Here is a 23,760-nt window from a genome sequence, read left to right on the forward strand (position 1 = left end):
GTCCTACGGTGGAGGGGTGATCGCCGGATGCGACCGAGGAGAACACGTGGAGATCGTTGCGTATGGCGTCCTGGCCGACGAGGAGCCGCTGCTGAGGGAGGCGTTCGACAGCGCGTTCACCGGCCGTCACGAGCTGCGCTGCCTGCGGCTGTTCCTGGACCGGGACACGGCGCCGACCGCCGTCGGGCACGAGATCGTGCTCAGCAGCGTCAACGACACCCTGGACGCCGGGGTGCTGCGCTCCCTCGCCGAGGGCGGCACCCGGATGATCGCCCAGCGCTCCACCGGGTACAACAACATAGACCTGACGGCCGCGAGGGAACTCGGGCTGACCGTGGCCCGGGTCTCGTACTACTCGCCGTACGCGGTGGCCGAGTTCGCCTGGACCCTGGCCCTGGCGGTCGACCGCCGGATCGTCCGGGCCGCCCAGCGCACCCGGGACTTCGACTTCCGGCTCGACGGGCTCATGGGCCGCGACCTGCGCGGCCGCACGGCCGGGGTGGTGGGCACCGGGAAGATCGGCGCCGCGTTCGCCCGGATCGCCCACGGGTTCGGCATGCGGCTGCTGGGCTGGGACGTCACCGAGAACCCCGACTGCCTCGCCCTCGGCATGGAGTACGTCTCGCGCGAGCGGCTGTTCACCGAGGCGGACCTGGTCAGCCTGCACGTCCCGCTGCTGCCCGCCACGCACCACCTCGTCGACGCCAAGTCCCTGGCACTGATGAAGGACGACGCCCTTCTGGTCAACTCCAGCCGCGGCGGCCTGGTGGACACCGACGCCCTGCTGGAGACACTGCGCGCGGGCCGGCTGAGCGGTGTCGGCCTCGACGTGTACGAGGAGGAGGCCGGTGTGTTCTTCCTGGACAAGTCGCTGGAGGTGATGACCGACGAACGCCTGGCCAGGCTGATGACCTTCAGCAACGTCCTGGTCACCTCCCACCAGGCGTACTTCACCAGGGACGCCGTCGGCCAGATCGCCCGGACCACCGTGACCAACATCGAGGACTACGTCGCCGGCCGCTCCGGCGAGAACGTGCTCGCCCGTCCCGGTACGGCCTGAGACACACCGGGCAACGCAGGGCCCGCGGCAGTGCCCGGCCGGATACTGGAGACGGGGAGCCGAGACGGCCCGATCGGCGAGGAGGGCGTGATGGACCCGCAGCAGCTCGACGCGAAGGCCGCGGCCGCACTGGTCGCGGAAGCCGTGGTCGCCCCGTCCATGCACAACGCGCAGCCCTGGCGCTTCCGCCTGCTGGAGGACGAGGGCGTGCTCGAGTTGCGCCCCGATCTCGACCGGGCCATGCCCCGCTCGGACCCCGGCAACCGGGCGCTGTACATCGGCTGCGGTGCCGCGCTGTTCAACCTGCGCGTCGCCGCCGCGCACGCCGGACTCGCCCCGGAGGTACGGCTGATGCCCGATCCGGCGGAGCCGCTGCTGCTCGCCGCCGTCCGGCCGGCCCCGGCGCCGGGCCGTGCCGTACCGGACGAGGACGACCTGGCGCGGCTGCACCCGGCGATCCGCCGCCGGCACACCAGCCGGCACCCCTTCGACGAGAAGGACCTCCCCGAGGACGCCCGGGCCGCCCTGCGGACCGCGGCCGCGCGCGAGGGGGCCGAGCTGCTCTTCCCCGGCCCCTGGCACGTGGAGACCGTGCTCGACCTGGTCCACGACGCGGAGAGCCGGGACGCCGTGCGCCCCGAGGGCATGGAGGACCTGCGGCGCTGGACCCGGCTCGGACCCGAGGCGGACGTCGCCACCGACGGCGTGCCCGAGTACGCCTTCGGGCCCCGGATGCGGGACGGCCGCGCCCCGCTGCGGGACTTCGCCGGACGCCGGCCGGTGGCCGACCGCGGCACCACCGCCTTCGAGCACAACCCGCATCTCGCCCTGCTGAGCACCCCCGGTGACGCCCCCGCCGACTGGCTGCGCGCGGGCCAGGCACTGGAACGCGTCCTGCTGGAGGCCACCCTCGCGGGCCTCGCCACCTCCCTGACCTCCCACGCGCTGGAGAGCCCGGACCTGCGTCTGCTGGTCCGCGATCCGGTCGTCGGCCGGGGCCACGTCCAGATGGTGCTGCGGCTGGGCTACGGCCCCTTCGGCCCGGCCACTCCCCGGCGTCCCGTACGAGAGGTGCTGGACGTCGTCCGGACGGCTTGACCCCGTGCCGGCTTGGCCCCGTGCCGGCTGGGCCGCGTGACGGCGACGGCGGGGTATGGCTGAGCGGGGTGACGGTGAAGTCCCTTGTCGGTCGGGCCGCGTGATGGTGAAGTCCCGCGACGGCCGGGCCCCCTGACGGCAAAGTGCCGCGTGACGGCGACGCCACGGGTGGCCGGGCTGCAGGGCGGCGAAGTCCCGTGACGACGGGGCTGCAGGACGCCGAAGTCCCGTTGTGGCGGGGCCGCGTGACCCTGAACTCACGCGACAGCCGCGCCGCGAGCCGCACAAGTCCCGTGACTGCCGTACCGTGACAGCGAAGCCCCGCGACGGCCGGGCCGCCCGGACGGCCAAGCCCCCTGCCCGTCATGCCCCTTGCACCGGCGCCGCCGCACCGCCCGTCCCGCCGCTCCACTCGCCACCGGGTGCCGTCCGGCCGCCCTAACCGGACCTACCGGCCCTGCGCACAGGGCGGTTCGGCCCCATGCGCCGCGACGGCCCCGCCGAGATGATCGGCACGCCGGTCCGATCCGCCAACCCGGATCCCGGCCGAGACGGTGAGCGCCGTCCCCAAGTGCCCGCACAGGGGCCTCATCCCCGGAGGAATTCCATGCTTTCGCCCGAGTCGGCCGCCGTCGTCCGTGCCACCCTGCCCGCTGTCGGCGGTGCCCTGGACGAGATCACGGCGCGGTTCTACGGCACCATGTTCGCCGAGCAACCCGAGCTGCTGGACGGCCTGTTCAACCGCGGGAACCAGGCCAACGGCGAACAGCGCAAGGCGCTCGCCGGATCCATCGCGGCCTTCGCCCAGGCTCTGCTGGCCGCCCCCGACACCCGGCCCGACGCGATGCTGGCGCGCATCGCCCACAAGCACGCCGCGCTCGGTGTGACGGCCGACCAGTACACGATCGTGCACAAGTACCTGTTCGGTGCCATCGGCGACGTCCTCGGCGAGGCGGTCACCCCGGAGGTGTTCGGCGCCTGGGACGAGGTGTACTGGCTGATGGCCGGCGCGCTCATCGCCCAGGAGGCCAGGCTCTACCAGGAGGCGCAGGTGGACCCGCGCGACCCGTGGCGGCAGTGGACCGTGGTGGAGCGACGGGAGGAGACCCCCGACGTGGCCTCCTTCCTGCTGCGCCCGGCCGACGACCGCCCGCTGCCCGCGGCCCGGGCCGGCCAGTACGTCAGCGTCCGGGTGCGGATGCCCGACGGCGTCCGCCAGACCCGCCAGTACAGCCTGTCGGGCGCCCCCGGTGACCGGCTGCGGCGCATCACCGTCAAGCGGGTGGCGGGCCTGGCCGACGCCCCCGAGGGCGAGGTCTCCAGCCGGCTCCACCGCACCGTGCGGGCAGGCGACGAACTCACCCTGTCGGCCCCCTTCGGGGACGTGGTCCTCGACGACGCCGGCACCCCGCTCGTGCTGGTCTCCGCCGGCATCGGCTGCACCCCGATGGTCGGCATGCTCGAACATCTCGCCGCCACCGGTTCGACGCGCCCGGTCAGGGTCCTGCACGCCGACCGCAGCCCGGCCGACCACGCCCTGCGGGCCGACACCCGGCGCCTGGTGGACCGACTGCCGGACGCACGCGCCGACTTCTGGTACGAGCACGACGCGCGGACGGAGCCCGGGGCGCACTCGGGGCTCATGGACCTCGGCGGTCTCGGCCTGCCCGCCGACGCCGACGTCTACCTGTGCGGCTCGCTCCCCTTCATGCGCTCCGTACGCGCCCAGCTGCTCGGCGCCGGCGTCGCCGCCCGCCGTATCCGCTACGAGGTCTTCGGCCCCGACCTGTGGCTGGCCCACGGCGAGGACTGAGCCCGGCCCCGGTCCCGGCGGCCCGCCGCCGGGACCGCCCCGCCTCAGTGGGCGCCCGGGCTGCCCGTCAGCTCCCGGCCGGTGACCAGCTCGGCCTCGATGCGGACGAAGACGCCGTCGTGCGTGACCACCCAGGAGCGCGGACCGGTGCGTGACAGCCGTTCGAGCTCGGCGGGCCCGGTCACCACCGAGGCGCGACCCGTGACGACCACACTCCACCCGGACCGGGCGCCGGCGTCGAAGTCGTCGGCCTCGAAGGCCACCACGACCCCGTCGATCGCCCGGACGAGGTCCGAGCCCGCCGCTGTGCGCAGCACGACGGCGGAGTCCGTGTCCACGGAGAAGTTGACCGGCAGCGCCGTGGGCAGCGCCCGTCGGGTGTACACCACACGGCCGACCGGCACCTTGGCCAGCAGGCGCAGGCACTCCTGCCGGCCGAGAACGCGGAAGCCGTCGGTGGGGAACATCCGTCCATGGTCCCTCCAGGGTGCCGGACATCGTTAGGGCCGGACGGCCCTTGACGACGGGCCGGCGGAGCACCACCGGGTGTTCCTGCCGGGACCCCCGGGCCACCCGCCACCTGAGCCGCCCGCCTGAGCCGCCCGCCTGAGCCGCCCGCCTGAGCCGCCCGCCGGACGGCCGGCAGCGGGGGACCGACGGGCCGGCCGCAGGGGCCGTTCGGCCCCCTCTTCCGGGGGAGCCGGACGCGGATAGTTGGGAGCAGGCCATTTGCGCGCACCGAGCGGCCGAGAGACCGGAGGCCGGTGCGATCAGCCGGCCGTACGACTGCGCATACGAAGGGGGACGGCATGCTTCAGCCGTCGAGGAAGCGGAGCGAGCGGCCGGAACGGACCGCGACCGTGTCCGGCCGGGCGTGGCTGATGCTGGCACTGGCCACGGTCGGCTTCGCCGTCAACTTCTGGGCCTGGGCCCTGCTGAGCCCGCTCGGCCCGCGGTTCAAGGACAGCCTGGACCTCAGCTCGTTCCAGCAGTCGCTGCTGGTGGCGGTGCCGGTGGTGGTCGGCTCGCTGGGACGCGTCCCGGTGGGCGCGCTGACCGACCGGTTCGGCGGGCGCGTGATGTTCCCGCTGGTCTCGGCGGCCACCATCCTGCCGGTGCTCTACCTGGGTCTGGCCGGGCACTCCTCGCTGGCCGCGCTGCTGGCCGGAGGGTTCTTCCTCGGTATCGGCGGCACCGCGTTCGCCGTGGGCGTGCCCTTCGTGAACGCCTGGTTCCCCCCGGAGCGGCGCGGTCTGGCCATCGGTGTCTTCGGCGCCGGCATGGGCGGCACCGCGATCAGCGCGCTGACCACGGTCAACCTGGTCAAGGCGCACGGCATGGCGAACCCGTTCCTGATCACCGCAGGTGTGCTGGCCCTCTACGCGGTGGTGGCCGCCCTGGTGCTTCGCGACGCCCCCGGGCGCCCGGTGCCCACCGAACCGCTGGCCCGCCGCCTGGCCGCCACCCTGAAGCTGCCCGTCACCTGGCAGGCCTCCGCGCTGTACGCGGTGGCCTTCGGCGGCTACGTCGCCTTCTCCGTCTACCTGCCCACCTACCTGAGGACCGGCTACGGCCTGACCCAGGCCGACGCGGCCAACCGGATGGCGGGCTTCGTGCTGCTGGCGGTCGCGATGCGCCCGGTGGGCGGCTGGCTGTCCGACCGCGTCGGCCCGGTGCGGGTGCTGGCCGGGGCACTGGCCCTGGTGCTCGCCGGAGCGCTCGCCCAGTCGTTCACCCCGGCCCTGGCGCCGGCCGGCACGATCGCGTTCCTCGCGATGGCCGCCGCGCTCGGCGCCGCCAGCGGCGCCGTGTTCGCCCTGGTCGCCCTGCTGGCCCCGGCGAACATGGTCGGCTCGGTCACCGGTGTCGTCGGCGCCGCCGGCGGCCTCGGAGGATTCATTCCGCCGCTGGTCATGGGCTCGCTGTACGGCGCCTACGGCTCGTACGCCATCGGTCTGGCCCTGCTGGCGGTCGTGGCCGCCGCCGCTCTCACCTTCACCGGCACCGGTGTGCGCCACGCCCTCGGCCGGCGTGCCCCGGCACCGGCCGCCCGGGCCCACTGACGACGAGGAGAACCGCGAGATGTGCGAGTACTGCGGCTGCCAGGCGCTGGAGTCCATCGACGAGCTCACCCTGGAGCACGAGACGGTGGTCGGCCTGATCAGCCGGGTGCGCGACGCCCACCGGGACGGGGACGTCACGCGGATGGCGCAGGCCGCCCGGACGATCGCCGATGTGCTGGGCCCGCACACCGAGGTCGAGGAACACGGACTGTTCCCCGCGCTGGCCGGTGACTTCCCGGAGCAGTTGGCCGCACTGGAGGACGAGCACCGCCGCATCGAGACCGTACTGCGCGAGGCCGCCGGGGGGACACCGGCCGACCCCGCCTGGCCGGAACGGCTGATCGAGGTGCTGAACCTGCTGCGCGACCACATCCTCAAGGAGCAGGACGGTGTCTTCCCGGCCGCGCTGGCCCACCTGGACACCGATCAGTGGGAGGCCGTCGAGGCGGTGCGCGCCCGGGTCGGCACCCGTATGCCGCAGCCGCAGCCGTCCACCTGACCCGGCTCCGCACCGGGCCGGCCGGTCCGCGCAGGGGTATCGGCGTGACGTGTCGGTGCCGGGAATTGTGGCAACACGTGCGAGGGCGTTCCCTGGGACAGGGACCGAGACGAGCATCCGAAGGGCCGTCAGGCCCGGGAAGGGGCGAAGCGGTGGCCACGGAGACGGAGCCGGCACCGGACGGAAGGCGCAGGCCGGGGCCCCCGGGCCTGGACGGCCCGCTGTCGGACGCGCTGGTGCGCTCCCGGCGGTACTTCACCCGGGCGGAGGTCTCCGAGGACCTGCGCACCCTGCACCGCGAGGGCGGCCGGCAGGCCGACGACTTCTACCGCGACCGCTGGTCGCACGACAAGGTGGTCCGCTCCACCCACGGAGTGAACTGCACCGGCTCCTGCTCCTGGAAGGTGTACGTCAAGGACGGCATCATCACCTGGGAGGCCCAGCAGACCGACTACCCCTCGGTCGGTCCCGACCGCCCGGAGTACGAGCCGCGGGGCTGCCCGCGCGGCGCCGCCTTCTCCTGGTACACCTACTCGCCGACCCGGGTCCGCTACCCGTACGTGCGCGGTGTGCTGCTGCAGATGTACCGCGAGGCCAAGGCCCGGCTCGGCGACCCCGTCGCGGCCTGGGCGGACATCGTCTCCGACCCCGAGCGCTCCCGCCGCTACAAGTCCGTGCGCGGCAAGGGCGGTCTGGTGCGGGCGAGTTGGGACGAGGCGGTGGAGATGGTCGCCGCCGCCCACGTGCACACCATCAAGGAGTACGGCCCCGACCGGCTGGCCGGGTTCTCGCCGATCCCGGCGATGTCGATGGTCTCGCACGCCGCCGGGGCCCGCTTCTACTCGCTGCTCGGCGGCGTGATGCTCTCCTTCTACGACTGGTACGCCGACCTGCCGGTCGCCTCCCCGCAGGTCTTCGGCGACCAGACGGACGTACCCGAGTCGGGGGACTGGTGGGACGCCGGCTACCTGATCATGTGGGGCTCCAACCTGCCGGTGACCCGGACCCCCGACGCGCACTGGATGGCCGAGGCCCGATACCGAGGCCAGAAGGTCGTCGCCGTCTCCCCGGACTACGCCGACAACGTGAAGTTCGCCGACGAGTGGCTGGCCGCCCAGCCCGGCACCGACGGCGCCCTGGCGATGGCCATGGGCCATGTGGTGCTCAAGGAGTTCTTCGCCGACCGCCGCACCCCGCACTTCGACGGCTACGTCAAGCGGTTCACCGACCTGCCGTTCCTGGTCGCCCTCGACGAGCGCGAACCGGGCAGCGGCAGCTACACGCCGGGGAAGTTCCTGACCGCCGCCGATCTGGGCGGAGCGCACGCGGCCGCGGAGCACGCCGAGTTCCGCACGGTGCTGCTGGACGCCGACGGCGTCCCCGTCGTTCCGAACGGCACCCTGGGCGACCGGTTCGGCGAGAGCGGGACCGGCCGGTGGAACCTGGACCTCGGCGACGTCGACCCCCTTCTGACGGCCGACGGCGGCGACGAGCCGCCGGTCGCGGTCGAACTGCCCCGCTTCGACGCCCCCGACGGCAGCGCCGGCGTGCTCACGCGCGGCGTCCCGGTCCGGCGGATCGCCGGCCGGCTGGTGACCACGGTCTACGACCTGCTGCTCGCCCAGTACGGGGTGTCCCGCCCGGGCCTGCCCGGCCGCTGGCCCGCCTCCTACGACGACGCCACCGAGCCGTACACTCCCGCCTGGCAGGCCGCGATCACCGGCGTGGACGCCGCGCGGGCGGCCCGCATCGCCCGGGAGTTCGCCGCCAACGCCGAGGAGTCACGCGGCCGTTCGATGATCATCATGGGGGCGGGCACCAACCACTGGTTCCATTCCGACACCATCTACCGCGCCTTCCTCACCCTGACCACCCTCACCGGATGCCAGGGCGTCAACGGCGGCGGCTGGGCGCACTACGTCGGCCAGGAGAAGGTCCGCCCCATCACCGGCTACTCGGCGCTGGCCACCGCCGCCGACTGGAACCGGCCCGCGCGGACGATGATCCAGACGGCGTACTGGTACCTGCACAGCGACCAGTACCGCTACGACCCGTTCTCCGCCGACACCCTCGCCGCGGCCGGCGCCGGCGGCCCCTTCGCCGGGATGACCACCGCGGACGTGATCGCCGCCTCGGCCCGGATGGGCTGGATGCCCTCGTACCCGACCTTCGGCCGCAACCCGCTCGACCTCGCCGACGAGGCCGAGGCGGCCGGCCGCCCGGTCGCCGACCACGTGGTGGACGACCTCAGGGCCGGACGGCTCACGTTCGCCGGCGAGGATCCCGACGCGCCGGAGAACTTCCCGCGCGTGCTGACGATCTGGCGGGCCAACCTGCTCGGCTCCTCCGCCAAGGGTAACGAGTACTTCCTCAAGCACCTGCTGGGCACCGACTCCTCGGTGAGCGCCACGGAGGCGCCGCCCGGCGCCCGCCCCCGGGACGTGGTGTGGCGGGAGGAGGCCCCCACCGGCAAGCTGGACCTGCTGCTCACCCTGGACTTCCGGATGACCAGCACCACCGTCTTCTCCGACGTGGTGCTCCCGGCCGCCACCTGGTACGAGAAGCACGACCTGTCCAGCACCGACATGCACCCCTACGTGCACGCCTTCAACCCCGCGATCGCCCCGCCCTGGCAGACCCGCACCGACTGGGACGCCTTCAACACCCTCGCCCGCGCCTTCAGCCGGCTCGCCGCGACCCACCTCGGCGTGCGCAAAGACGTGATCGCCGCCCCGCTGCTGCACGACACCCCGGACGAACTCGCCAACCCGCACGGCCGGGTCCGGGACTGGAGGGCCGGCGAGTGCGAGCCCGTGCCCGGCCGCACCATGCCGAGACTCGTCACCGTGGAACGGGACTACGGCGCCGTCGCCGAGAAGATGACCGCGATCGGTCCCCTCCTCGACTCCCTCGGCGCCACCACCAAGGGCGTCACCTTCAAGGTGGAGCGCGAACTCAACTACCTGCGGCACAAGAACGGCACCGTGCGCGGGGGAGTGGCGGACGGGCGGCCCGCGCTCGCCCGGGACGTGCACGCCTGCGAGGCGATCCTCGCCCTGTCCGGCACCACCAACGGGCATCTGGCCGCCCAGGGTTTCCACACCCTGGAGGCCCGCACCGGTGCCCGGCTCGCCGACCTGGCCGCCGAGCACGAGGGCAAGCGGATCACCTTCGCCGACACCCAGGCGGCCCCCGTGCCCGTCATCACCAGCCCCGAGTGGTCCGGCTCCGAGACCGGTGGGCGCCGCTACTCCGCGTTCACCGTGAACGTCGAGCGCGGCAAGCCCTGGCACACCCTCACCGGCCGCCAGCACTTCTTCCTCGACCATGACTGGATGACGGCGCTCGGTGAACAACTCCCCGTCTACCGGCCCCCGTTGAACATGCACACGCTGTTCGGCGAGCCGCGGCTCGGGGACACCGGAGAACTCGGCGTGACGGTGCGCTACCTCACCCCGCACAACAAGTGGTCCATCCACTCCGAGTACCAGGACAACCTGTTCATGCTGTCGCTGTCCCGCGGCGGCCCCACCATCTGGATGAGCACGCGGGACGCCGAGAAGATCGGCGTACGGGACAACGACTGGATCGAGGCGGTCAACCGCAATGGCGTCGTCGCCGCCCGCGCCGTCGTCTCCCACCGGATGCCCGAGGGCACCGTCTACATGCACCACGCGCAGGACCGCCTGATCGACGTGCCCCGCACCGAGACCACCGGCCGCCGCGGCGGCATCCACAACTCCCTGACCCGCCTGCTGGTCAAGCCCAGCCATCTGATCGGCGGCTACGCCCAGCTCTCCTATGCCTTCAACTACCTGGGCCCCACCGGCAACCAACGCGACGAGGTGACGGTCGTCCGCCGCCGCGCCGACCAGGAGGTGGAGTACTGACATGCCTCGCGGCGAAGCCACCATCGGACGCGTCATGGGCCAGATGGCGATGGTGATGAACCTCGACAAGTGCATCGGCTGCCACACCTGCTCGGTCACCTGCAAACAGGCGTGGACCAATCGCACCGGCGTCGAGTACGTGTGGTTCAACAACGTCGAGACCCGCCCCGGCCAGGGCTACCCCCGGCGCTACGAGGACCAGGAGCGGTGGCGCGGCGGCTGGGAGCTGAACAAGCGCGGCCGGCTCTCGCTGAAGGCGGGCGGCCGGTTCAAGAAGCTGATCACCATCTTCTCCAACCCCGTGCTGCCGTCCCTGGACGACTACTACCAGCCCTGGACCTACGACTACGAGACGCTGACCAACGCCCCGCTGCAGGACCACACCCCCGTGGCCCGCCCCAAGTCCCTGATCACCGGCAAGGACATGAAGATCTCCTGGTCGGCCAACTGGGACGACGACCTCGGCGGTTCGGCCCAGCACGGCGAGAAGGACGTCCTGCTGGGCGAGGTCGCCGAGAAGATCAAGCTGGAGTTCGAGCAGACCTTCATGTTCTATCTGCCGCGCATCTGCGAGCACTGCCTCAACCCCTCCTGCGCGGCCTCCTGCCCCTCCGGTGCGATCTACAAGCGCGAGGAGGACGGCATCGTCCTCGTCGACCAGGACCGCTGCCGGGGCTGGCGGATGTGCGTGACCGGATGCCCGTACAAGAAGGTCTACTTCAACCACCGCACCGGCAAGGCCGAGAAGTGCACCTTCTGCTTCCCGCGCGTCGAGGTCGGACTGCCCACCGTCTGCTCCGAGACCTGCGTCGGCCGGCTCCGGTACATCGGCCTGGTCCTCTACGACGCCGACAGGGTCCTGGAGGCCGCCTCCGCCCCGGACGACACCGACCTCTACGAGGCGCAGCGCTCCGTCTTCCTCGACCCGGAGGACCCCCAGGTCATCGCCGCCGCGGAGCGGTCGGGCATCCCCCGGGACTGGATCGAGGCCGCCCAGCGCTCCCCGGTGCACGCCCTGATCGACAAGTATAAGGTGGCCCTCCCGCTGCACCCGGAGTACCGCACCCTGCCCATGGTCTGGTACGTGCCCCCGCTCTCCCCGGTCGTCGACGCCGTCCGCGAGACCGGACACGACGCCGAGGACCACCGCAACCTGTTCGCCGCCGTCGACGCGCTGCGCATCCCCGTCGACTACCTCGCGCAGCTCTTCACCGCCGGCGACCCGGCCCCCGTCGACGCCGTACTGCGCCGGCTCGCCGCCATGCGCTCCTACATGCGCGACATCAACCTCGGCCGGGAACCGGACGCCGCCATCCCCGAAGGGGTCGGCATGGGCGAGGAGCAGATGTACGACATGTACCGGCTGCTGGCGCTGGCCAAGTACGACGAGCGCTACGTCATCCCGCCCGCCCACGCCGAACAGGCGCACAAGCTGGAGGAACTGGCCACCGAGTGCAGCCTGGACTACGAGGGCGGCCCCGGCATGGGAGGCAGCGGCCCCTTCGGCGAGACCTCCGGGGGCGCGGCACCCATCGCCGTGGAGAACTACCGGGCCCTGCGCGACCGGCAGACCTCCGACACCCCGGCCGCCCCCGTCGACAAGGACACCCGCGTCAACCTCCTCAACTGGGACGGCAAGGGCTCCCCGCCCGGCCTGTTCCCGCCACCGGGCTCAGGAGGCACCAGCGGCGCCGGCAGCGACACCGGTGGGGAGGTCGAGCCCAGGCCATGAAGCGGAAACTCCGGCCGGCGGCCCGCACCGAGCCCTGGCACCCGTACGCCTGGCAGGCGCAGTCCCTGCTCCTGGCCTACCCCGACGAGCAGCAGGAGCAGCGCCTGGACCTGGCCCGCCGGGCCGCCGCCGCCCTGCCCGGCCGGGTCCGCGACCCGCTCCTCGCGTTCGCCGACTACGCCGGACGCACACCGGCCGCCGAACTGGCCACCGCCTACGTCGCCACCTTCGACCACCGCAGGCGCTGCTGCCCGTACCTCACGTACTACGCCCACGGCGACACCCGCAGGCGCGGTATCGCCCTGCTCCGCCTCAAACAGGCCTACGCCGCCGCCGGCCTGCGCCTGGCCGAGGACGAACTGCCCGACCACCTCGCCGTCGTACTGGAGTTCGCCGGCACCGACCCGGCCGCCGGGCACCGGCTGCTCACCGAGCACCGCGCCGGACTCGAACTGCTGCGTCTGGCCCTGCGCTCCGAGGACTCGCCCTGGGCGTGGGTGCTGGAGTCCGTCTCCGCCACCCTGCCGCCGCTCAAGGGCGACGACAGGGACGCGGTCGCCCGGCTCGCCGCCGAGGGGCCGCCCGAGGAGGAGGTCGGGCTCGCCCCCTACACGCCCGCGCCGTTCATGCCCGATCCCGCAGGAGGCCCGCGATGACCGCAGCCGTGCCGTCCGGCACGCCGACCCTCACCACGGCCGCCGGGGCCGGACCCGGCGGCATCGTGCTGTGGGTGATCCTGCCCTACGTCTGCCTGGCCTTCTTCGTGCTCGGCCACGTCTGGCGCTACCGCTACGACAAGTTCGGCTGGACCACCCGCTCCTCGGAGCTGTACGAGAACCGGCTGCTGCGCATCGGCAGCCCGCTCTTCCACTTCGGCATCCTGATCGTGCTCGTCGGTCACGTCATCGGCCTGGTCCTGCCGGAGAGCTGGACGGCGGCAGCCGGCGTCTCGGAGACCTCGTACCACGTGATGGCTGTCGCCCTCGGCACCGTCGCCGGGGTGTGCACACTGGGCGGACTGGCCATCCTCATCTACCGGCGCCGCACGGTCGGCCCGGTGTTCTCCGCCACCACCCGCAACGACAAGGCCATGTACGTCTCGCTCGCCGCGACCATCGTGCTGGGCCTGTCCGCCACCGTCGACGCCAACATCGCCGGCGGCGGCTACAACTACCGCGAGACCATCTCCGTCTGGTTCCGCTCGGTCTTCTACCTGCAACCGGACGGCGACCTCATGGCCGGCGCGCCCCTGCTGTACAAGCTGCACGCGATCAGCGCGCTGCTGCTGTTCGCGTTCTGGCCCTTCACCCGCCTGGTCCACGTGCTCACCGCGCCGGTCGGCTATCTCACCCGCCCCTACATCGTCTACCGCAGCCGCGACACCCGCCTCGGCACCCGTGCGCCCCGCCGCGGCTGGGAACGCATCGGATGACGACCCGTCCCGGGAACCCACGTCCCTGAACCGCCAGTACGGAAAGGAACCCCCGATGTCCGTCGACACCCAGCAGGCGTCCGACCGCCTCGGCCAGGAGGAACTGCGGTCGCTGGACGCCCACTGGCGGGCCGCGAACTACCTGTCCGCCGGCCAGATCTACCTCATGGCCAACCCGCTGCTGACCGAACCGCTGCGCCCGGAGCACGTCAAGCCCCGGCTGCTCGGCCACTGGGGCACCTCACCCGGCCTCAACCTGGTGCACACCCACCTCAACCGCGTCATCAGGGCCCGCGACCTGAACGCCCTGTGCGTCTGGGGCCCCGGCCACGGCGGACCGGCCGTGCTCGCCAACTCCTGGCTGGAGGGCTCCTACTCCGAGACGTACCCCGACATCACCCGGGACGCGGCCGGCATGGCGCGGCTCTTCAAGCAGTTCTCGTTCCCCGGCGGGGTGCCCAGCCACGTGGCCCCGGAGACCCCCGGCTCGATCCACGAGGGCGGCGAACTCGGCTACGCGCTCTCCCACGCCTACGGCGCCGCGCTCGACAACCCGGACCTCGTCGTCGCCTGTGTCATCGGCGACGGCGAGGCGGAGACCGGACCGCTCGCCGCCTCCTGGCACTCCAACAAGTTCCTCGACCCGGTCCACGACGGCGCCGTCCTGCCGGTCCTGCACCTCAACGGCTACAAGATCGCCAATCCGACCGTGCTCGCCCGGCTCCCCGAGGCCGAACTCGACGACCTGCTGAGGGGCTACGGCCACGACCCGCTCCATGTCACCGGTGACGACCCGGCCGCCGTCCACCGTGCCATGGCCGCCGCCATGGACACCGCCCTCGACCGCATCGCCGGCGCCCAGCGCGCCGCCCGCGAGGACGGCGCCACCGAACGGCCCCGCTGGCCGGTGATCGTGCTGCGCACCCCGAAGGGCTGGACCGGTCCGGCCGAGGTCGACGGAGTGCCCGTGGAGGGCACCTGGCGCGCACACCAGGTTCCGCTGGCAGCCGTCCGGGACAACCCCGAGCACCTGCGGCAACTGGAGCGGTGGCTGCGTTCGTACCGGCCCGAGGAGCTCTTCGACGAGCGGGGCGCCCCGCGGCCCGAGGTCCTGGCCTGCGTGCCCGCGGGAACCCGCCGGCTCGGGGCCACCCCGCACGCCAACGGCGGCCTGCTGGCGCGTGAGCTGCCGCTGCCGCCGCTGGAGCGGTACGCCGTCGCCGTCGACAAGCCCGGCGCCACGCTGCACGAACCGACCCGTGTCCTCGGCGACCTGCTCGAGGAGGTCATGCGGGCCACCACCGAGCGCCGCGACTTCCGCCTCGTCGGCCCGGACGAGACCGCCTCCAACCGCCTGCAGGCGGTGTACGCGGCCAGCGGCAAGGCCTGGCAGGCCGAGACCCTCGACGTGGACGAACACCTCGACCGGCACGGCCGGGTGATGGAGATCCTGTCCGAACACACCTGCCAGGGCTGGCTGGAGGGCTACCTCCTCACCGGCCGGCACGGACTGTTCTCCTGCTACGAGGCCTTCGTCCACATCGTCGACTCGATGGTCAACCAGCACATCAAGTGGCTGCGCACCACCCGCCGGCTGTCCTGGCGGGCCCCCATCGCCTCCCTCAACTACCTGCTGACCTCACACGTGTGGCGCCAGGACCACAACGGGTTCTCGCACCAGGACCCCGGCTTCGTCGACCACATCCTCAACAAGAGCCCCGAGGCGGTCCGGGTCTACTTCCCGCCGGACGCCAACACCCTGCTGTCCGTGGCCGACCACGCCCTGCGCAGCCGCGACTACGTCAACGTCATCGTCGCCGGCAAGCAGCCCTGCTTCGACTGGCTGCCGATGGAGCAGGCGAGCGTGCACTGCGCGCGCGGCGCCGGCGTCTGGGAGTGGGCGGGCACCGAGGACGGGTCACGGGACCCGGACGTGGTGCTGGCCTGCGCCGGCGACGTGCCCACCCAGGAGGTGCTGGCCGCCGCCCAGCTGCTGCGCCGGCACCTGCCCGAGCTGGCCGTGCGCGTGGTCAACGTGGTGGACATCGCGCGGCTGCTGCCCAAGGAGGAACACCCGCACGGGATGACCGACTTCGAGTACGACGGGCTGTTCACCCCGGACAAGCCGGTGATCTTCGCCTACCACGGCTACCCGTGGCTGATCCACCGCCTGGCCTACCGGCGCACCGGTCACCGCAACCTGCACGTGCGCGGCTACAAGGAGATCGGCACCACGACCACGCCGTTCGACATGGTGATCAGCAACGACCTGGACCGCTACCGCCTGGTCATGGACGTCATCGACCGCGTCCCCGGACTGGCGGTGCGCGCGGCGGCCGTACGCCAGCACATGGAGGACGCCCGCCAGCGCCACCACGTGTGGATCCGCGAGCACGGGACGGACATGCCCGAGGTGGCCGACTGGACCTGGGACGGCTGAGCGGCCCGGACGGTCAGGGAACCGGCGGCACGGTCCACTCGACGACCGTGCCGCTCGGCTCGTTCGCGGACAGGGTGAACGTGCCGTTCATCTCCTCGGCGCGCCGGCGCAGATTGGCCAGACCGCTGCGCCGGGTGACCGCCGGATCGATGCCGCGGCCGTTGTCGGCCACCCGCAGCCGCAGGGCGGCGTCCGTGACCTCGACCCCGACGTCGACCGACGTGGCGTGCGCGTGCCGGGCCGCGTTGGACAGCGCCTCGCCGAGCACGGCGAGCACCTGCTCGCCCTGCTCGGCGGAGACGACGGTGTCCAGCAGCCCGGTCATGCGCAGCGCCGGCGCGAAGCCGAGCGATTCGGTGGCCCGTTCGGTGGCCGCGACGAGCTGGGCGCGCAGCCCGCTGCCGCGTCGCGCCTGGTCGCCCTCGCGCAGGGCGTAGATGGTGGAGCGGATGATCTTGATGGTGTCGTCCAGGTCGTCCACCACCCGCTGGATCCGCTCGCTCACCCGCGGCCGGTCGGAGACCCGGCCCAGGGTCGACTGCAGCGACAGCGCCCCCGCGAACAGCCGCTGGATGACGAGGTCGTGCAGGTCCCGGGCGATCCGGTCGCGGTCGTCGAGGACCACCATCCGCTCGGCGTCCCGCCGGTGCTCGGCGACGTCCAGGGCCAGCGCGGCCTGGCTGCCGAACCCGGTGACCATGTCGCTCACGGCGTCGGCGAAGAGGGCACCGCCGGGCAGGTTCGCCACCTGCAGCACCCCGCGGATGTGCTCCGGGGTGCCGAGCGGCACGAAGAAGGCCGGCCCGAGTTCCACCACCGAGGCGCTGCCGCCCTCCGCGCGCGGGTCGGCGCTCAGCGCGTCACTGGTGATCGTCTCGCCCGAGGTGAAGACCTTGGCGGCCAGTGCCGAAGGGGGCAGCACCAGGCCGCGGACCTTGTCGGCCCCCGCGCCCGAGGCCGCCTCGACGACCAGCTCACCGCGGTCGCCGACCGGCACCGCGAGGGTGACCAGCGCCGCGCCCGCCACCTCCCGCACCTTCTCGGTGAAGGACTCCAGCACCGCCCCCGGCTCGGCACCGGACAGCAGGCTGCGGGTCAGGTCGTTGCTGGCCGCCAGCCACCGCTGCCGGCGCTGCGCGTCCTCGTACAGCCGGGCGTTGTCGATCGCCACGCCGGCCGCCGCCGCCAGGGTGCGCAGCACCGCCTCGTCGTCGGTGTCGAACTCCACCCCGCTGCGCTTGTTGGTCAGGTAAAGATTGCCGAAGATCTGCTCCCGGACCCGGACGGGGGCGCCGAGGAAGCTGCTCATCGGCGGGTGCCCGGCCGGGAAGCCCACGGACGCCGCGTGCCGGTGCAGGTCCGCCAGCCGCAGCGGCTCCGGGTGCCGGATGAGCAGGCCCAGGATGCCCTCGCCGCGCGGATAGTGCCCGATCCGGGCGATGGTCTCCTCGTCCATGCCGACCGTGACGAACTGCTTGATCGTGCCCTCGTCACCCAGCACGCCGAGCGCGCCGTACTGGGCGTCGACCAGGGTGACGGCCGACTCCACGATGCGGCGCAGCACCACTTCCAGGTCCAGGTCCGAACCGACGGCCAGGACGGCTTCGAGCAGGGTGTGCACCCGGTCCCGTGCTCCCCGTACCTGCGCCACCTGGGTCTGGAGATCGTCCAGCAGCGCGTCCAGACGCAACTGCGGGGACATTCCCAACGCCTCCGACTCACGCCCGTCCTGCGCGCGCTCGTCCACCACGGCTCCCCTCACCGTCTCGCCGACTCACCCCCAGGATGCCCGACGGGCCGGGGGAGCCGCACGGCAGCCCGGGGTTCCCGGCGGGCGGCCGGCGCCCTCAGCCGAACAGGCTCGGCACGCGGATCGTCCGGACGTGCCGCCACGTGCCGCCGGGCAGCAGCATCCACTCACCCGCAGCGCCCCGGGGCGCCCGGGTGACGCGGCCGTCCTTGGCGCGCACGGCCTTGGAACGTACGGTCTTGGAACGTGCGGTCTTGGAACGTACGGTTCCGCGGGACGGCAGCCGGGCGCCGCAGCGCTCGGACTCGATCCGCGGCAGGTTTCGGGCACGCTTGCTCACTGTTCCTCCCGGGAGTGTGCGGCGGACCGTGTTCACTCGCCCGCGCTCCTTCGCGGGCCGCTGTGCCGTGCCGGCCGGCGGGACGTCGGGGACCGCGCTCCTCCGCGGCCCGGTACGCCCCGGTTCACGCCGGCGGCGACGGAACCACCAGGACGGGGCAGCGGGCGTGGCGCAGCAGACCCTGACTGACCGAGCCCAGCATCATGCCCGTGAAGCCGCCATGCCCCCGGGTACCCACCACCAGGCCCAGCGCGTGCGCCGAGGCGTCGGCGAGCGCCCGCACGGGATGCCCGGTCAGCAGTTCGTGACGCAGGTCCACCTCCGGGTAGCGGGCCCGGCGGCCGGACACCGTCTCGGAGAGCAGCCGACGGCACTCCTGCTGCGCCGCGTACTCGTCGAAGATCCGCAGCGGCCCCGGCTGCCAGACGTACAGCGCCCGCAACTGGGCCCCGCGCAGCGCGGCCTCCTCGAACGCCAGGTCGACGGCGGCGGCGGAACGCTCGCTGCCGTCGACGCCGACGACGAAGTACGCGGGCTCCTGCGTGACGTGCTCCGGCTCGGGCACGACGACCACCGGGCAGTGCGCGTGGGCCGCCACCGGCAGGGCGACGGCCGCCGAGCCGAAGACCTCCCGCGTCCGGTTCAGATGCCGCGAGCCCAGGACCACCGACGTGGCGTCGCGGCTCTGTTCGCGCAGCACCCACACCGGGTCGCCCTCCGCGAGCAGCGGATCGACGACGGCGTCCGGGCACCGCGCGGTGACGAAGTCCACGGCGTCGTCGAGCACCTGCTTGCCGGCCCGGTGCAGCGTGTCGTTCCACTGCTCCCAGGACGACGGGACATCCGGCTCCCGGGTGCCCCTGGTCGGCACCCCCTCCACGTGCACCGGGCGCAGCGGGACCCGCCGCCGGACCGCCTCGTCGGCCGCCCACGCCAGCGCCGTCCGCCGGTCCGGGTCCGGATCGACGCCCACCACGACCGGCCTGCGGTCAGCGGCGCCCGCCATGGCCGCCTCCCTCCGCGGTGGCCGGGACCGGGGGCCGGGGCAGCACGTTCATCGTCCTCGCCTCCTCGCCGCGGTGGCACGGGGGAGAACCACCGCTCCTTCCATGGAAGTCCCGGTACGGCCGGACTGCCAGTGCCAGGGGCCCTCCGCTTCCGGCGCAGCCGGCGGAAAGCACCCGGGGACCCGCAAGAAGGGCCTGGCGAGCACCGCGTGCTTCCCGTACGGCGTCACGGCCGGTTCCCGCAGGGCGTCGTCGAGGCCGGCGGTGGCCGCGAGTTTTCGGGTCCCGGTGGTGCCGGCGCGGCGTGGGCGAGGGCTCGGGCCCTGATCGTTGCGGCGGCCCATGCGGTGCTCATGGGGGTCCCGCCCGCCCCGGTCGCCGGGCGCGGGGCGTCGGCCACCGTCCGGTCCACCAGTTCGGGCATGCGCGCGCGGGCCCGCTCCCGGACCGCCTGGGCGGCCCGTTCACCGGCGGCGCGCACCGCTTCGGCCCTCCCGCCGCGCGTCCTCGATGACGGGCGCCGCGGCTCGCCGCCGTACCTCCGGCGCCCGCTTCCGCGCGTCCGCCACGACCCGCTCCGCCTCCCGCGCGGCGTTCCGCCACAGGGCCTCCGCGGCCTCGTCCGCCGCCGTGCGGATCCGGGCGGCCTCCCGCTGAATCCGTCAGCCGGGCCGGCGCGGGTTCCAGTTCCGCGGCCCGTTCCGCCGCCCGGTCGGCTGGTACGCCGACGGCGGCCGCTCCCGGCGTACCGGTGGGACGGAACCGCTCAAGGAAATCCCGCAGGCTCATCTCCCGGCCTCCTGCCGGTCGGCTGCTCATCCAGTTTCGCCGTCCCCGCCCGGGCCCGCACCGGATAGGGCCGTCACGCCGCTCCACCAGGGCCGTTCGACTCTAGGCGGCGAGCACCGGAGCGCGGTGACACTGGGACCACAGGCAACCCGACGGAGCGCGGAGGCCACCGTGAACAGGCACGAGAACTTCTCCACGGGGGCGGAGGCCCGGCGCACCCAGCCCGGCCGTTCCCGGAGCCCCGGTGAGAACGCCCGGCAGGACATGCTCGTCCGGTACCTGGGCGCCGTGGCCGCCGCCGCGGCCTGGCACGCCGGCGGCGAGGAGCCCCCGTCGGGCGAGACCACCCGGCCGGCTTCCCGGGCCGCCCCGCCCACGCGGCCGTCCGTGCCGCGGCACGGCGCCGGTCCGGCGCTGGTGCGGGACGTGATGGACGTGCCCTCCGCGTCCGTGCGGGACGACCTGCCCTACCGGGAGATCGCCCGGCTGCTCGCGCGCGAACAGGTCGGCGCCCTCCCGGTCGTGGACGGGGAGGACCGTGTGCTGGGCGTCGTCTCGGAGTCGGATCTGCTGGCCAAGGTGGCGTTCGAGGCCTCCGGCCACCGCCCCGGACCCATCGGCAGGCTCCGGGAACGGCGCCTGCACGGCAAGGCCCGCGGCGAGACGGCGGCCGACCTGATGACCAGCCCCGCGATCACGGTGCTGCCGGGTACCACCGTCGCCGAGGCCGCCTGGCTCGCCGCGCTGTCCCGGCTGAAGCGGCTGCCGGTCGCCGACCACGAGGGCCGGCTGGTCGGCGCGGTCGGCCGGGACGCCCTGCTGCAGACCCTGATCAGGGACGACGCCGGAATCCAGGCTGAGGTGGAGACCAGGATCCGGGCCGTCTGCTCCCCGCACGACCGCGGAGCCGTGGACGTGACCGTCCACGACGGCATCGTCGAGCTGGCGGGGGAGGTTTCACCGGCGACCGGGGCCCGGCTGCTGGCCGAGGTCGAGCGGATCACCGACGTGGTCGAGGTGAAGAACCTCCTCCGCGCGGACTGACCCAGCGCCCGGTCACGGGTGCCGGGCCCCGGACGCGGAGCCCGGCGGGGCCCACACCCACCGCCCGAACCGCCCCCCAGTCCCCGGAGGTGGAGACCATGACCCGAACCATCACCGCGGGCCTCGACGGCTCGCCCGAGAGCCGGGCCGCCGTCGAATGGGCGGCCCGCGAAGCCCTGCTGCGCCGGCTGCCGCTGAAGATCGTCAACGTCAGGGAGCCAGGCTCCGCCGAAGGCACCGGCGGCGTCCCGCGCGAGGCGGCCGAGGGCGTCCGGCTGCGCCACCCGGGTGCCGAGGTGGTCACCGACCAGCTCACCGGCAACCGGGCCGAGGCCCTGACCGAGGCGGCCGACACCGCAGAGCTGATGGTGCTGGGCTCCCACGGGCTCGGCACCGTCGGCGGGTTCCTGCTCGGCTCGGTCAGCCTGGCCGTCATCGCCCGCGCCGAGCGTCCGGTTGTGCTGGTCCGGGCCGGTGAGCAGGCCGCCGACGAGCACCGGCCGGACTCGGCGGGCGTACCGTCGGCCGGCGGGCCCTTCCGGCCGGTCGTCCTCGGCCTCGACACCGGCGCGCCGGACGACACGCTGCTGGAGTTCGCCTTCGACGCCGCCGCGTGCCGGGACACCGCCCTGCGGGTCGTGCACGGCTGGTACGAGCCGCACGGCTCCGTGCACCCCCTCCAGGGCGACGCCGGCACGCACGCCTCGCACGCGCGCGGGCAGGCCACCGTCCTGACCGAGCTGCTGCGTCCCTGGCGGCAGAAGTTCCCGGACGCCCAGGTGATCGAGGCGAGCCGGTGCGGCAGCGCCGCGCGGGTCCTCGTCGGCGCCTCCCGCGACGCCGCCCTGGTCGTCGTCGGCCGCCGGGTCCGCACCGGCCCCCTCGGCGCCCGTATCGGCCACGTCACCCACGCCGTGCTGCACCACGTCGAGGCCCCCGTGGCCGTCGTCCCGCACACCTGACCCTCGACCGAAGGAGAGCCCCATGGACCTGCCGATCGTCGTCGGCGTCGACGGATCCGGACCGAGCCTGCGGGCCGTCGACTGGGCGGCCGACGAGGCGGCCCTGCGCGATGCGCCGCTGCGCCTGGTGTACGCCTCGCTCTGGGACCGGTACGAGGGCGCCCTGCTCGCCCAGGAGCTGGACAGACCGAAGGAGGAGGTGATGGCGCAGGACGTGGTCGGCACCGCCCGGCTCCGCGCCGAGCGCCGCCGTCCCGGAGTGCCGGTCGGCACCGACGTACTGGGCGAGGAGCCGGAGGACGGGCTGGTGCGGGAGAGCCGCACCGCCCTCGCGGTCGTGCTGGGCTGCCGCGGCCGCAGCGGGGTGACCGAGGCGCTCCTCGGCTCCGTGAGCCTCACCGTCGCCGGGCGGGCGCACTGCCCGGTGATCGTGCTGCGCGGCAGTCACGACAACCGGGCCGGTTCGGCGCCGCGCGGCCCCGTCGTCCTCGGCGTCGGTGAGAAGCCGACGGTCTCGGCCGCCGCCCGCTTCGCGGCCGAGGAGGCGGTGCTGCGCCGGGTGCCCCTGGAGGCCGTACGGGCGTGGCGGCACCCCGCGCACGCGACCACCGCGCACCCGCTGATCGCCCGTGAGCCCGCCCGGTTCGAGGAGCAGCGGGCCGCCGAGGCGGTCGAGGAGGCCCTCGCGGAGGTCCCGGCCGGCCTGGAGGTGACCCGCCGGGCCGTCGAGGGGCACGCCCGGGACGTCCTGGTCGCCGCCTCCCACGAGGCCGGTCTGCTCGTCGTCGGCGCCCGGCACCGGCACGGCCCGTTCGGGCTCCACCTCGGCCGGGTCGTCCACGGCGTCCTGCACCACGCGGCCTGCCCGGTGGCCGTCGTACCCGAGGCCTCCTGAACCGAACCGCGGCGTACCGGACGCGGTAACCCGTGCCGTACGCCGCGCAGGCCGAGCATGGGGTTCTCCTCGTGCATCCGGTTCACCGCCGCCAGCGGTTCCGCGTCGCGGGAATCCGCCGGGCCGCCCACCGCCCACCGCCCGCCGCCTCCGCGGCCGCGACGCGCACGGCCAGGGCCGTGCGGTCCGGAGGGAACTCGTGCAGCGGAGGGTCGAGCGGCCGGATGGTGACGGGCAGTCCGTCCATCGCCTCCAGGATGCCCGCGAAGTCCCGTCGCTGGAGCGGCAGCAGAGCGGCCGGCGCCCGCTCGCGCGCGGCGTCCGACGACGCGAGGATCATGTCCTCGACCAGTGCGCGCCGCTCGGGCCGCGCGTGATCGCGCAGACGGCGGTACGAAGGCGGGTCCAGCCGCTCGAGCCCGGCCGGCGGCACGGTGTCGCGGACACCGGAGACGACGTCCTCGCCGGCCGGGACGGGCACGCGGCCCGATGAGGGTCCAACGGCCCTGCGGACGGGCCTCATCGGCTCATGACGTGCCGTCGGGCGCGCGGGACGGTGGACACAGACAGGTCGGACCCCGCGCACCGGAGCGCCTGTGCCGGTGCCCTCCAGGAAGTGAGTCGCCGTGATGTTCTGGTACGACCACAATGCCGGGTGGGTCTGGTTCGCCATGTCCGTCGGCATGCTGCTCTTCTGGGCCCTGATCATCGCCCTCGGCGTGCTGCTGTACCGCGCCCTGGCCCGGCCGGGCGGGGGCGGTGCCCCCACCGGAACCCGGCCCATGGGCCCCGCGGCCGAGCATCTCCTCGCCGAGCGCTTCGCCCGCGGCGAGATCGACGAGGAGGAGTACCGCCGCCGGCTCGCCGTCCTGCGCGAGGACACCGGCGACGCCCCCAGGGCCGCGAGGCGCTGACCCGCGCCGGCGCCGGCCCTCGCGCGGCTGCT

The 23,760-nt window shown here is 73.8% G+C and carries 18 protein-coding genes and 1 pseudogene; 14 read left to right on the forward strand and 5 right to left on the reverse strand.

The window, feature by feature from the left end:
- The first annotated feature begins 46 nt into the window (after window positions 1–46).
- The 3 genes from AB0924_RS19685 (at window position 47) to AB0924_RS19695 (ending at window position 3,971) form a co-directional block, all read left to right on the forward strand.
- Window positions 47–1,060 carry a 2-hydroxyacid dehydrogenase gene (locus AB0924_RS19685; protein WP_358929363.1) on the forward strand — a complete coding sequence of 338 codons (1,014 nt, stop codon included), beginning with the start codon at window positions 47–49 and terminating at the stop codon, window positions 1,058–1,060.
- Window positions 1,061–1,150: 90 nt separating this feature from the next.
- A complete protein-coding gene (locus AB0924_RS19690) occupies window positions 1,151–2,158 on the forward strand; it encodes a nitroreductase (protein WP_358929365.1) in 1,008 nt (335 codons plus the stop codon).
- 607 nt (window positions 2,159–2,765) lie between these two features.
- Window positions 2,766–3,971: a globin domain-containing protein gene (locus AB0924_RS19695; protein ID WP_358929367.1), complete on the forward strand. Its 1,206-nt coding sequence runs from the start codon at window positions 2,766–2,768 to the stop codon at window positions 3,969–3,971.
- A gap of 44 nt (window positions 3,972–4,015) precedes the next feature.
- Here the strand turns inward: AB0924_RS19695 and AB0924_RS19700 are convergent, their stop codons facing one another.
- Entirely contained in the window at window positions 4,016–4,438 is a 423-nt protein-coding gene (locus AB0924_RS19700) for a pyridoxamine 5'-phosphate oxidase family protein (protein WP_358929370.1), read from the reverse strand.
- 342 nt (window positions 4,439–4,780) lie between these two features.
- On the opposite strand from AB0924_RS19700, the gene AB0924_RS19705 reads away from it, so the two are divergent.
- The 7 genes from AB0924_RS19705 to AB0924_RS19735 all read left to right on the forward strand — a co-directional run bounded on the left by AB0924_RS19705 (window position 4,781) and on the right by AB0924_RS19735 (window position 16,027).
- A complete protein-coding gene (locus AB0924_RS19705) occupies window positions 4,781–6,034 on the forward strand; it encodes an MFS transporter (RefSeq protein WP_358929372.1) in 1,254 nt (417 codons plus the stop codon).
- Between the two features lie 19 nt (window positions 6,035–6,053).
- Window positions 6,054–6,533, forward strand: a complete 480-nt coding sequence (locus AB0924_RS19710; RefSeq protein ID WP_358929374.1) for a hemerythrin domain-containing protein — start codon at window positions 6,054–6,056, stop codon at window positions 6,531–6,533.
- Between the two features lie 209 nt (window positions 6,534–6,742).
- On the forward strand, window positions 6,743–10,423 hold the full coding sequence (locus AB0924_RS19715; RefSeq protein ID WP_366912083.1) for a nitrate reductase subunit alpha: 3,681 nt from the start codon (window positions 6,743–6,745) through the stop codon (window positions 10,421–10,423).
- A gap of 1 nt (window position 10,424) precedes the next feature.
- Complete coding sequence (gene narH / locus AB0924_RS19720; protein ID WP_366912032.1) at window positions 10,425–12,155, forward strand: nitrate reductase subunit beta; 1,731 nt, start codon at window positions 10,425–10,427, stop codon at window positions 12,153–12,155.
- On the forward strand, window positions 12,152–12,811 hold the full coding sequence (narJ, locus tag AB0924_RS19725; protein ID WP_366912033.1) for a nitrate reductase molybdenum cofactor assembly chaperone: 660 nt from the start codon (window positions 12,152–12,154) through the stop codon (window positions 12,809–12,811). Before narH ends, narJ begins: the two co-directional genes overlap by 4 nt.
- Window positions 12,808–13,587, forward strand: coding sequence for a respiratory nitrate reductase subunit gamma (narI, locus tag AB0924_RS19730; protein ID WP_366912034.1), 780 nt, complete (start codon window positions 12,808–12,810; stop codon window positions 13,585–13,587). Before narJ ends, narI begins: the two co-directional genes overlap by 4 nt.
- Window positions 13,588–13,642: 55 nt before the next feature.
- On the forward strand, window positions 13,643–16,027 hold the full coding sequence (locus AB0924_RS19735) for a phosphoketolase family protein (RefSeq protein ID WP_366912035.1): 2,385 nt from the start codon (window positions 13,643–13,645) through the stop codon (window positions 16,025–16,027).
- Between the two features lie 13 nt (window positions 16,028–16,040).
- Here the strand turns inward: AB0924_RS19735 and AB0924_RS19740 are convergent, their stop codons facing one another.
- From AB0924_RS19740 to AB0924_RS19750, 3 genes are all read right to left on the reverse strand, one after another.
- A complete protein-coding gene (locus AB0924_RS19740; RefSeq protein WP_366912036.1) occupies window positions 16,041–17,774 on the reverse strand; it encodes a GAF domain-containing sensor histidine kinase in 1,734 nt (577 codons plus the stop codon).
- Between the two features lie 100 nt (window positions 17,775–17,874).
- Window positions 17,875–18,117 (reverse strand): hypothetical protein, encoded by a 243-nt coding sequence (locus tag AB0924_RS19745; protein ID WP_366912037.1) that lies wholly within the window; start codon window positions 18,115–18,117, stop codon window positions 17,875–17,877.
- Between the two features lie 124 nt (window positions 18,118–18,241).
- Window positions 18,242–19,123, reverse strand: a complete 882-nt coding sequence (locus tag AB0924_RS19750) for a universal stress protein (RefSeq protein WP_358929388.1) — start codon at window positions 19,121–19,123, stop codon at window positions 18,242–18,244.
- Between the two features lie 961 nt (window positions 19,124–20,084).
- On the opposite strand from AB0924_RS19750, the gene AB0924_RS19755 reads away from it, so the two are divergent.
- The 3 genes from AB0924_RS19755 to AB0924_RS19765 all read left to right on the forward strand — a co-directional run bounded on the left by AB0924_RS19755 (window position 20,085) and on the right by AB0924_RS19765 (window position 22,814).
- Window positions 20,085–20,957, forward strand: coding sequence for a CBS domain-containing protein (locus AB0924_RS19755; RefSeq protein ID WP_358929392.1), 873 nt, complete (start codon window positions 20,085–20,087; stop codon window positions 20,955–20,957).
- Window positions 20,958–21,055: 98 nt separating this feature from the next.
- The gene (locus AB0924_RS19760; protein WP_358929394.1) at window positions 21,056–21,919 is read left to right on the forward strand and encodes a universal stress protein; all 864 of its coding nucleotides are present in this window, start codon (window positions 21,056–21,058) and stop codon (window positions 21,917–21,919) included.
- Window positions 21,920–21,941: 22 nt separating this feature from the next.
- Entirely contained in the window at window positions 21,942–22,814 is an 873-nt protein-coding gene (locus tag AB0924_RS19765; RefSeq protein ID WP_366912040.1) for a universal stress protein, read from the forward strand.
- 26 nt (window positions 22,815–22,840) lie between these two features.
- Here AB0924_RS19765 and AB0924_RS19770 read toward each other — a convergent pair.
- A pseudogene (locus tag AB0924_RS19770) lies at window positions 22,841–23,178 on the reverse strand (putative PEP-binding protein); the annotation flags it as partial.
- A gap of 265 nt (window positions 23,179–23,443) precedes the next feature.
- On the opposite strand from AB0924_RS19770, the gene AB0924_RS19775 reads away from it, so the two are divergent.
- Window positions 23,444–23,728, forward strand: a complete 285-nt coding sequence (locus AB0924_RS19775) for an SHOCT domain-containing protein (protein ID WP_358929467.1) — start codon at window positions 23,444–23,446, stop codon at window positions 23,726–23,728.
- Window positions 23,729–23,760: the final 32 nt, after the last annotated feature.

This window comes from Streptomyces sp. NPDC047869 (assembly GCF_040704065.1).
Taxonomy (GTDB): Bacteria; Actinomycetota; Actinomycetes; order Streptomycetales; family Streptomycetaceae; genus Streptomyces.

Coding starts and splice junctions, on each gene's coding strand:
- AB0924_RS19700 (WP_358929370.1), bottom strand. CDS start 4,438: ATGTTCCCCACCGACGGCTTCCGCGTTCTCGGCCGGCAGGAGTGCCTG.
- narJ (WP_366912033.1), top strand. CDS start 12,152: ATGAAGCGGAAACTCCGGCCGGCGGCCCGCACCGAGCCCTGGCACCCG.
- narH (WP_366912032.1), top strand. CDS start 10,425: ATGCCTCGCGGCGAAGCCACCATCGGACGCGTCATGGGCCAGATGGCG.
- AB0924_RS19750 (WP_358929388.1), bottom strand. CDS start 19,123: ATGGCGGGCGCCGCTGACCGCAGGCCGGTCGTGGTGGGCGTCGATCCG.
- AB0924_RS19775 (WP_358929467.1), top strand. CDS start 23,444: ATGTTCTGGTACGACCACAATGCCGGGTGGGTCTGGTTCGCCATGTCC.
- AB0924_RS19695 (WP_358929367.1), top strand. CDS start 2,766: ATGCTTTCGCCCGAGTCGGCCGCCGTCGTCCGTGCCACCCTGCCCGCT.
- AB0924_RS19690 (WP_358929365.1), top strand. CDS start 1,151: ATGGACCCGCAGCAGCTCGACGCGAAGGCCGCGGCCGCACTGGTCGCG.
- AB0924_RS19735 (WP_366912035.1), top strand. CDS start 13,643: ATGTCCGTCGACACCCAGCAGGCGTCCGACCGCCTCGGCCAGGAGGAA.
- AB0924_RS19765 (WP_366912040.1), top strand. CDS start 21,942: ATGGACCTGCCGATCGTCGTCGGCGTCGACGGATCCGGACCGAGCCTG.
- AB0924_RS19710 (WP_358929374.1), top strand. CDS start 6,054: ATGTGCGAGTACTGCGGCTGCCAGGCGCTGGAGTCCATCGACGAGCTC.
- AB0924_RS19705 (WP_358929372.1), top strand. CDS start 4,781: ATGCTTCAGCCGTCGAGGAAGCGGAGCGAGCGGCCGGAACGGACCGCG.
- narI (WP_366912034.1), top strand. CDS start 12,808: ATGACCGCAGCCGTGCCGTCCGGCACGCCGACCCTCACCACGGCCGCC.
- AB0924_RS19760 (WP_358929394.1), top strand. CDS start 21,056: ATGACCCGAACCATCACCGCGGGCCTCGACGGCTCGCCCGAGAGCCGG.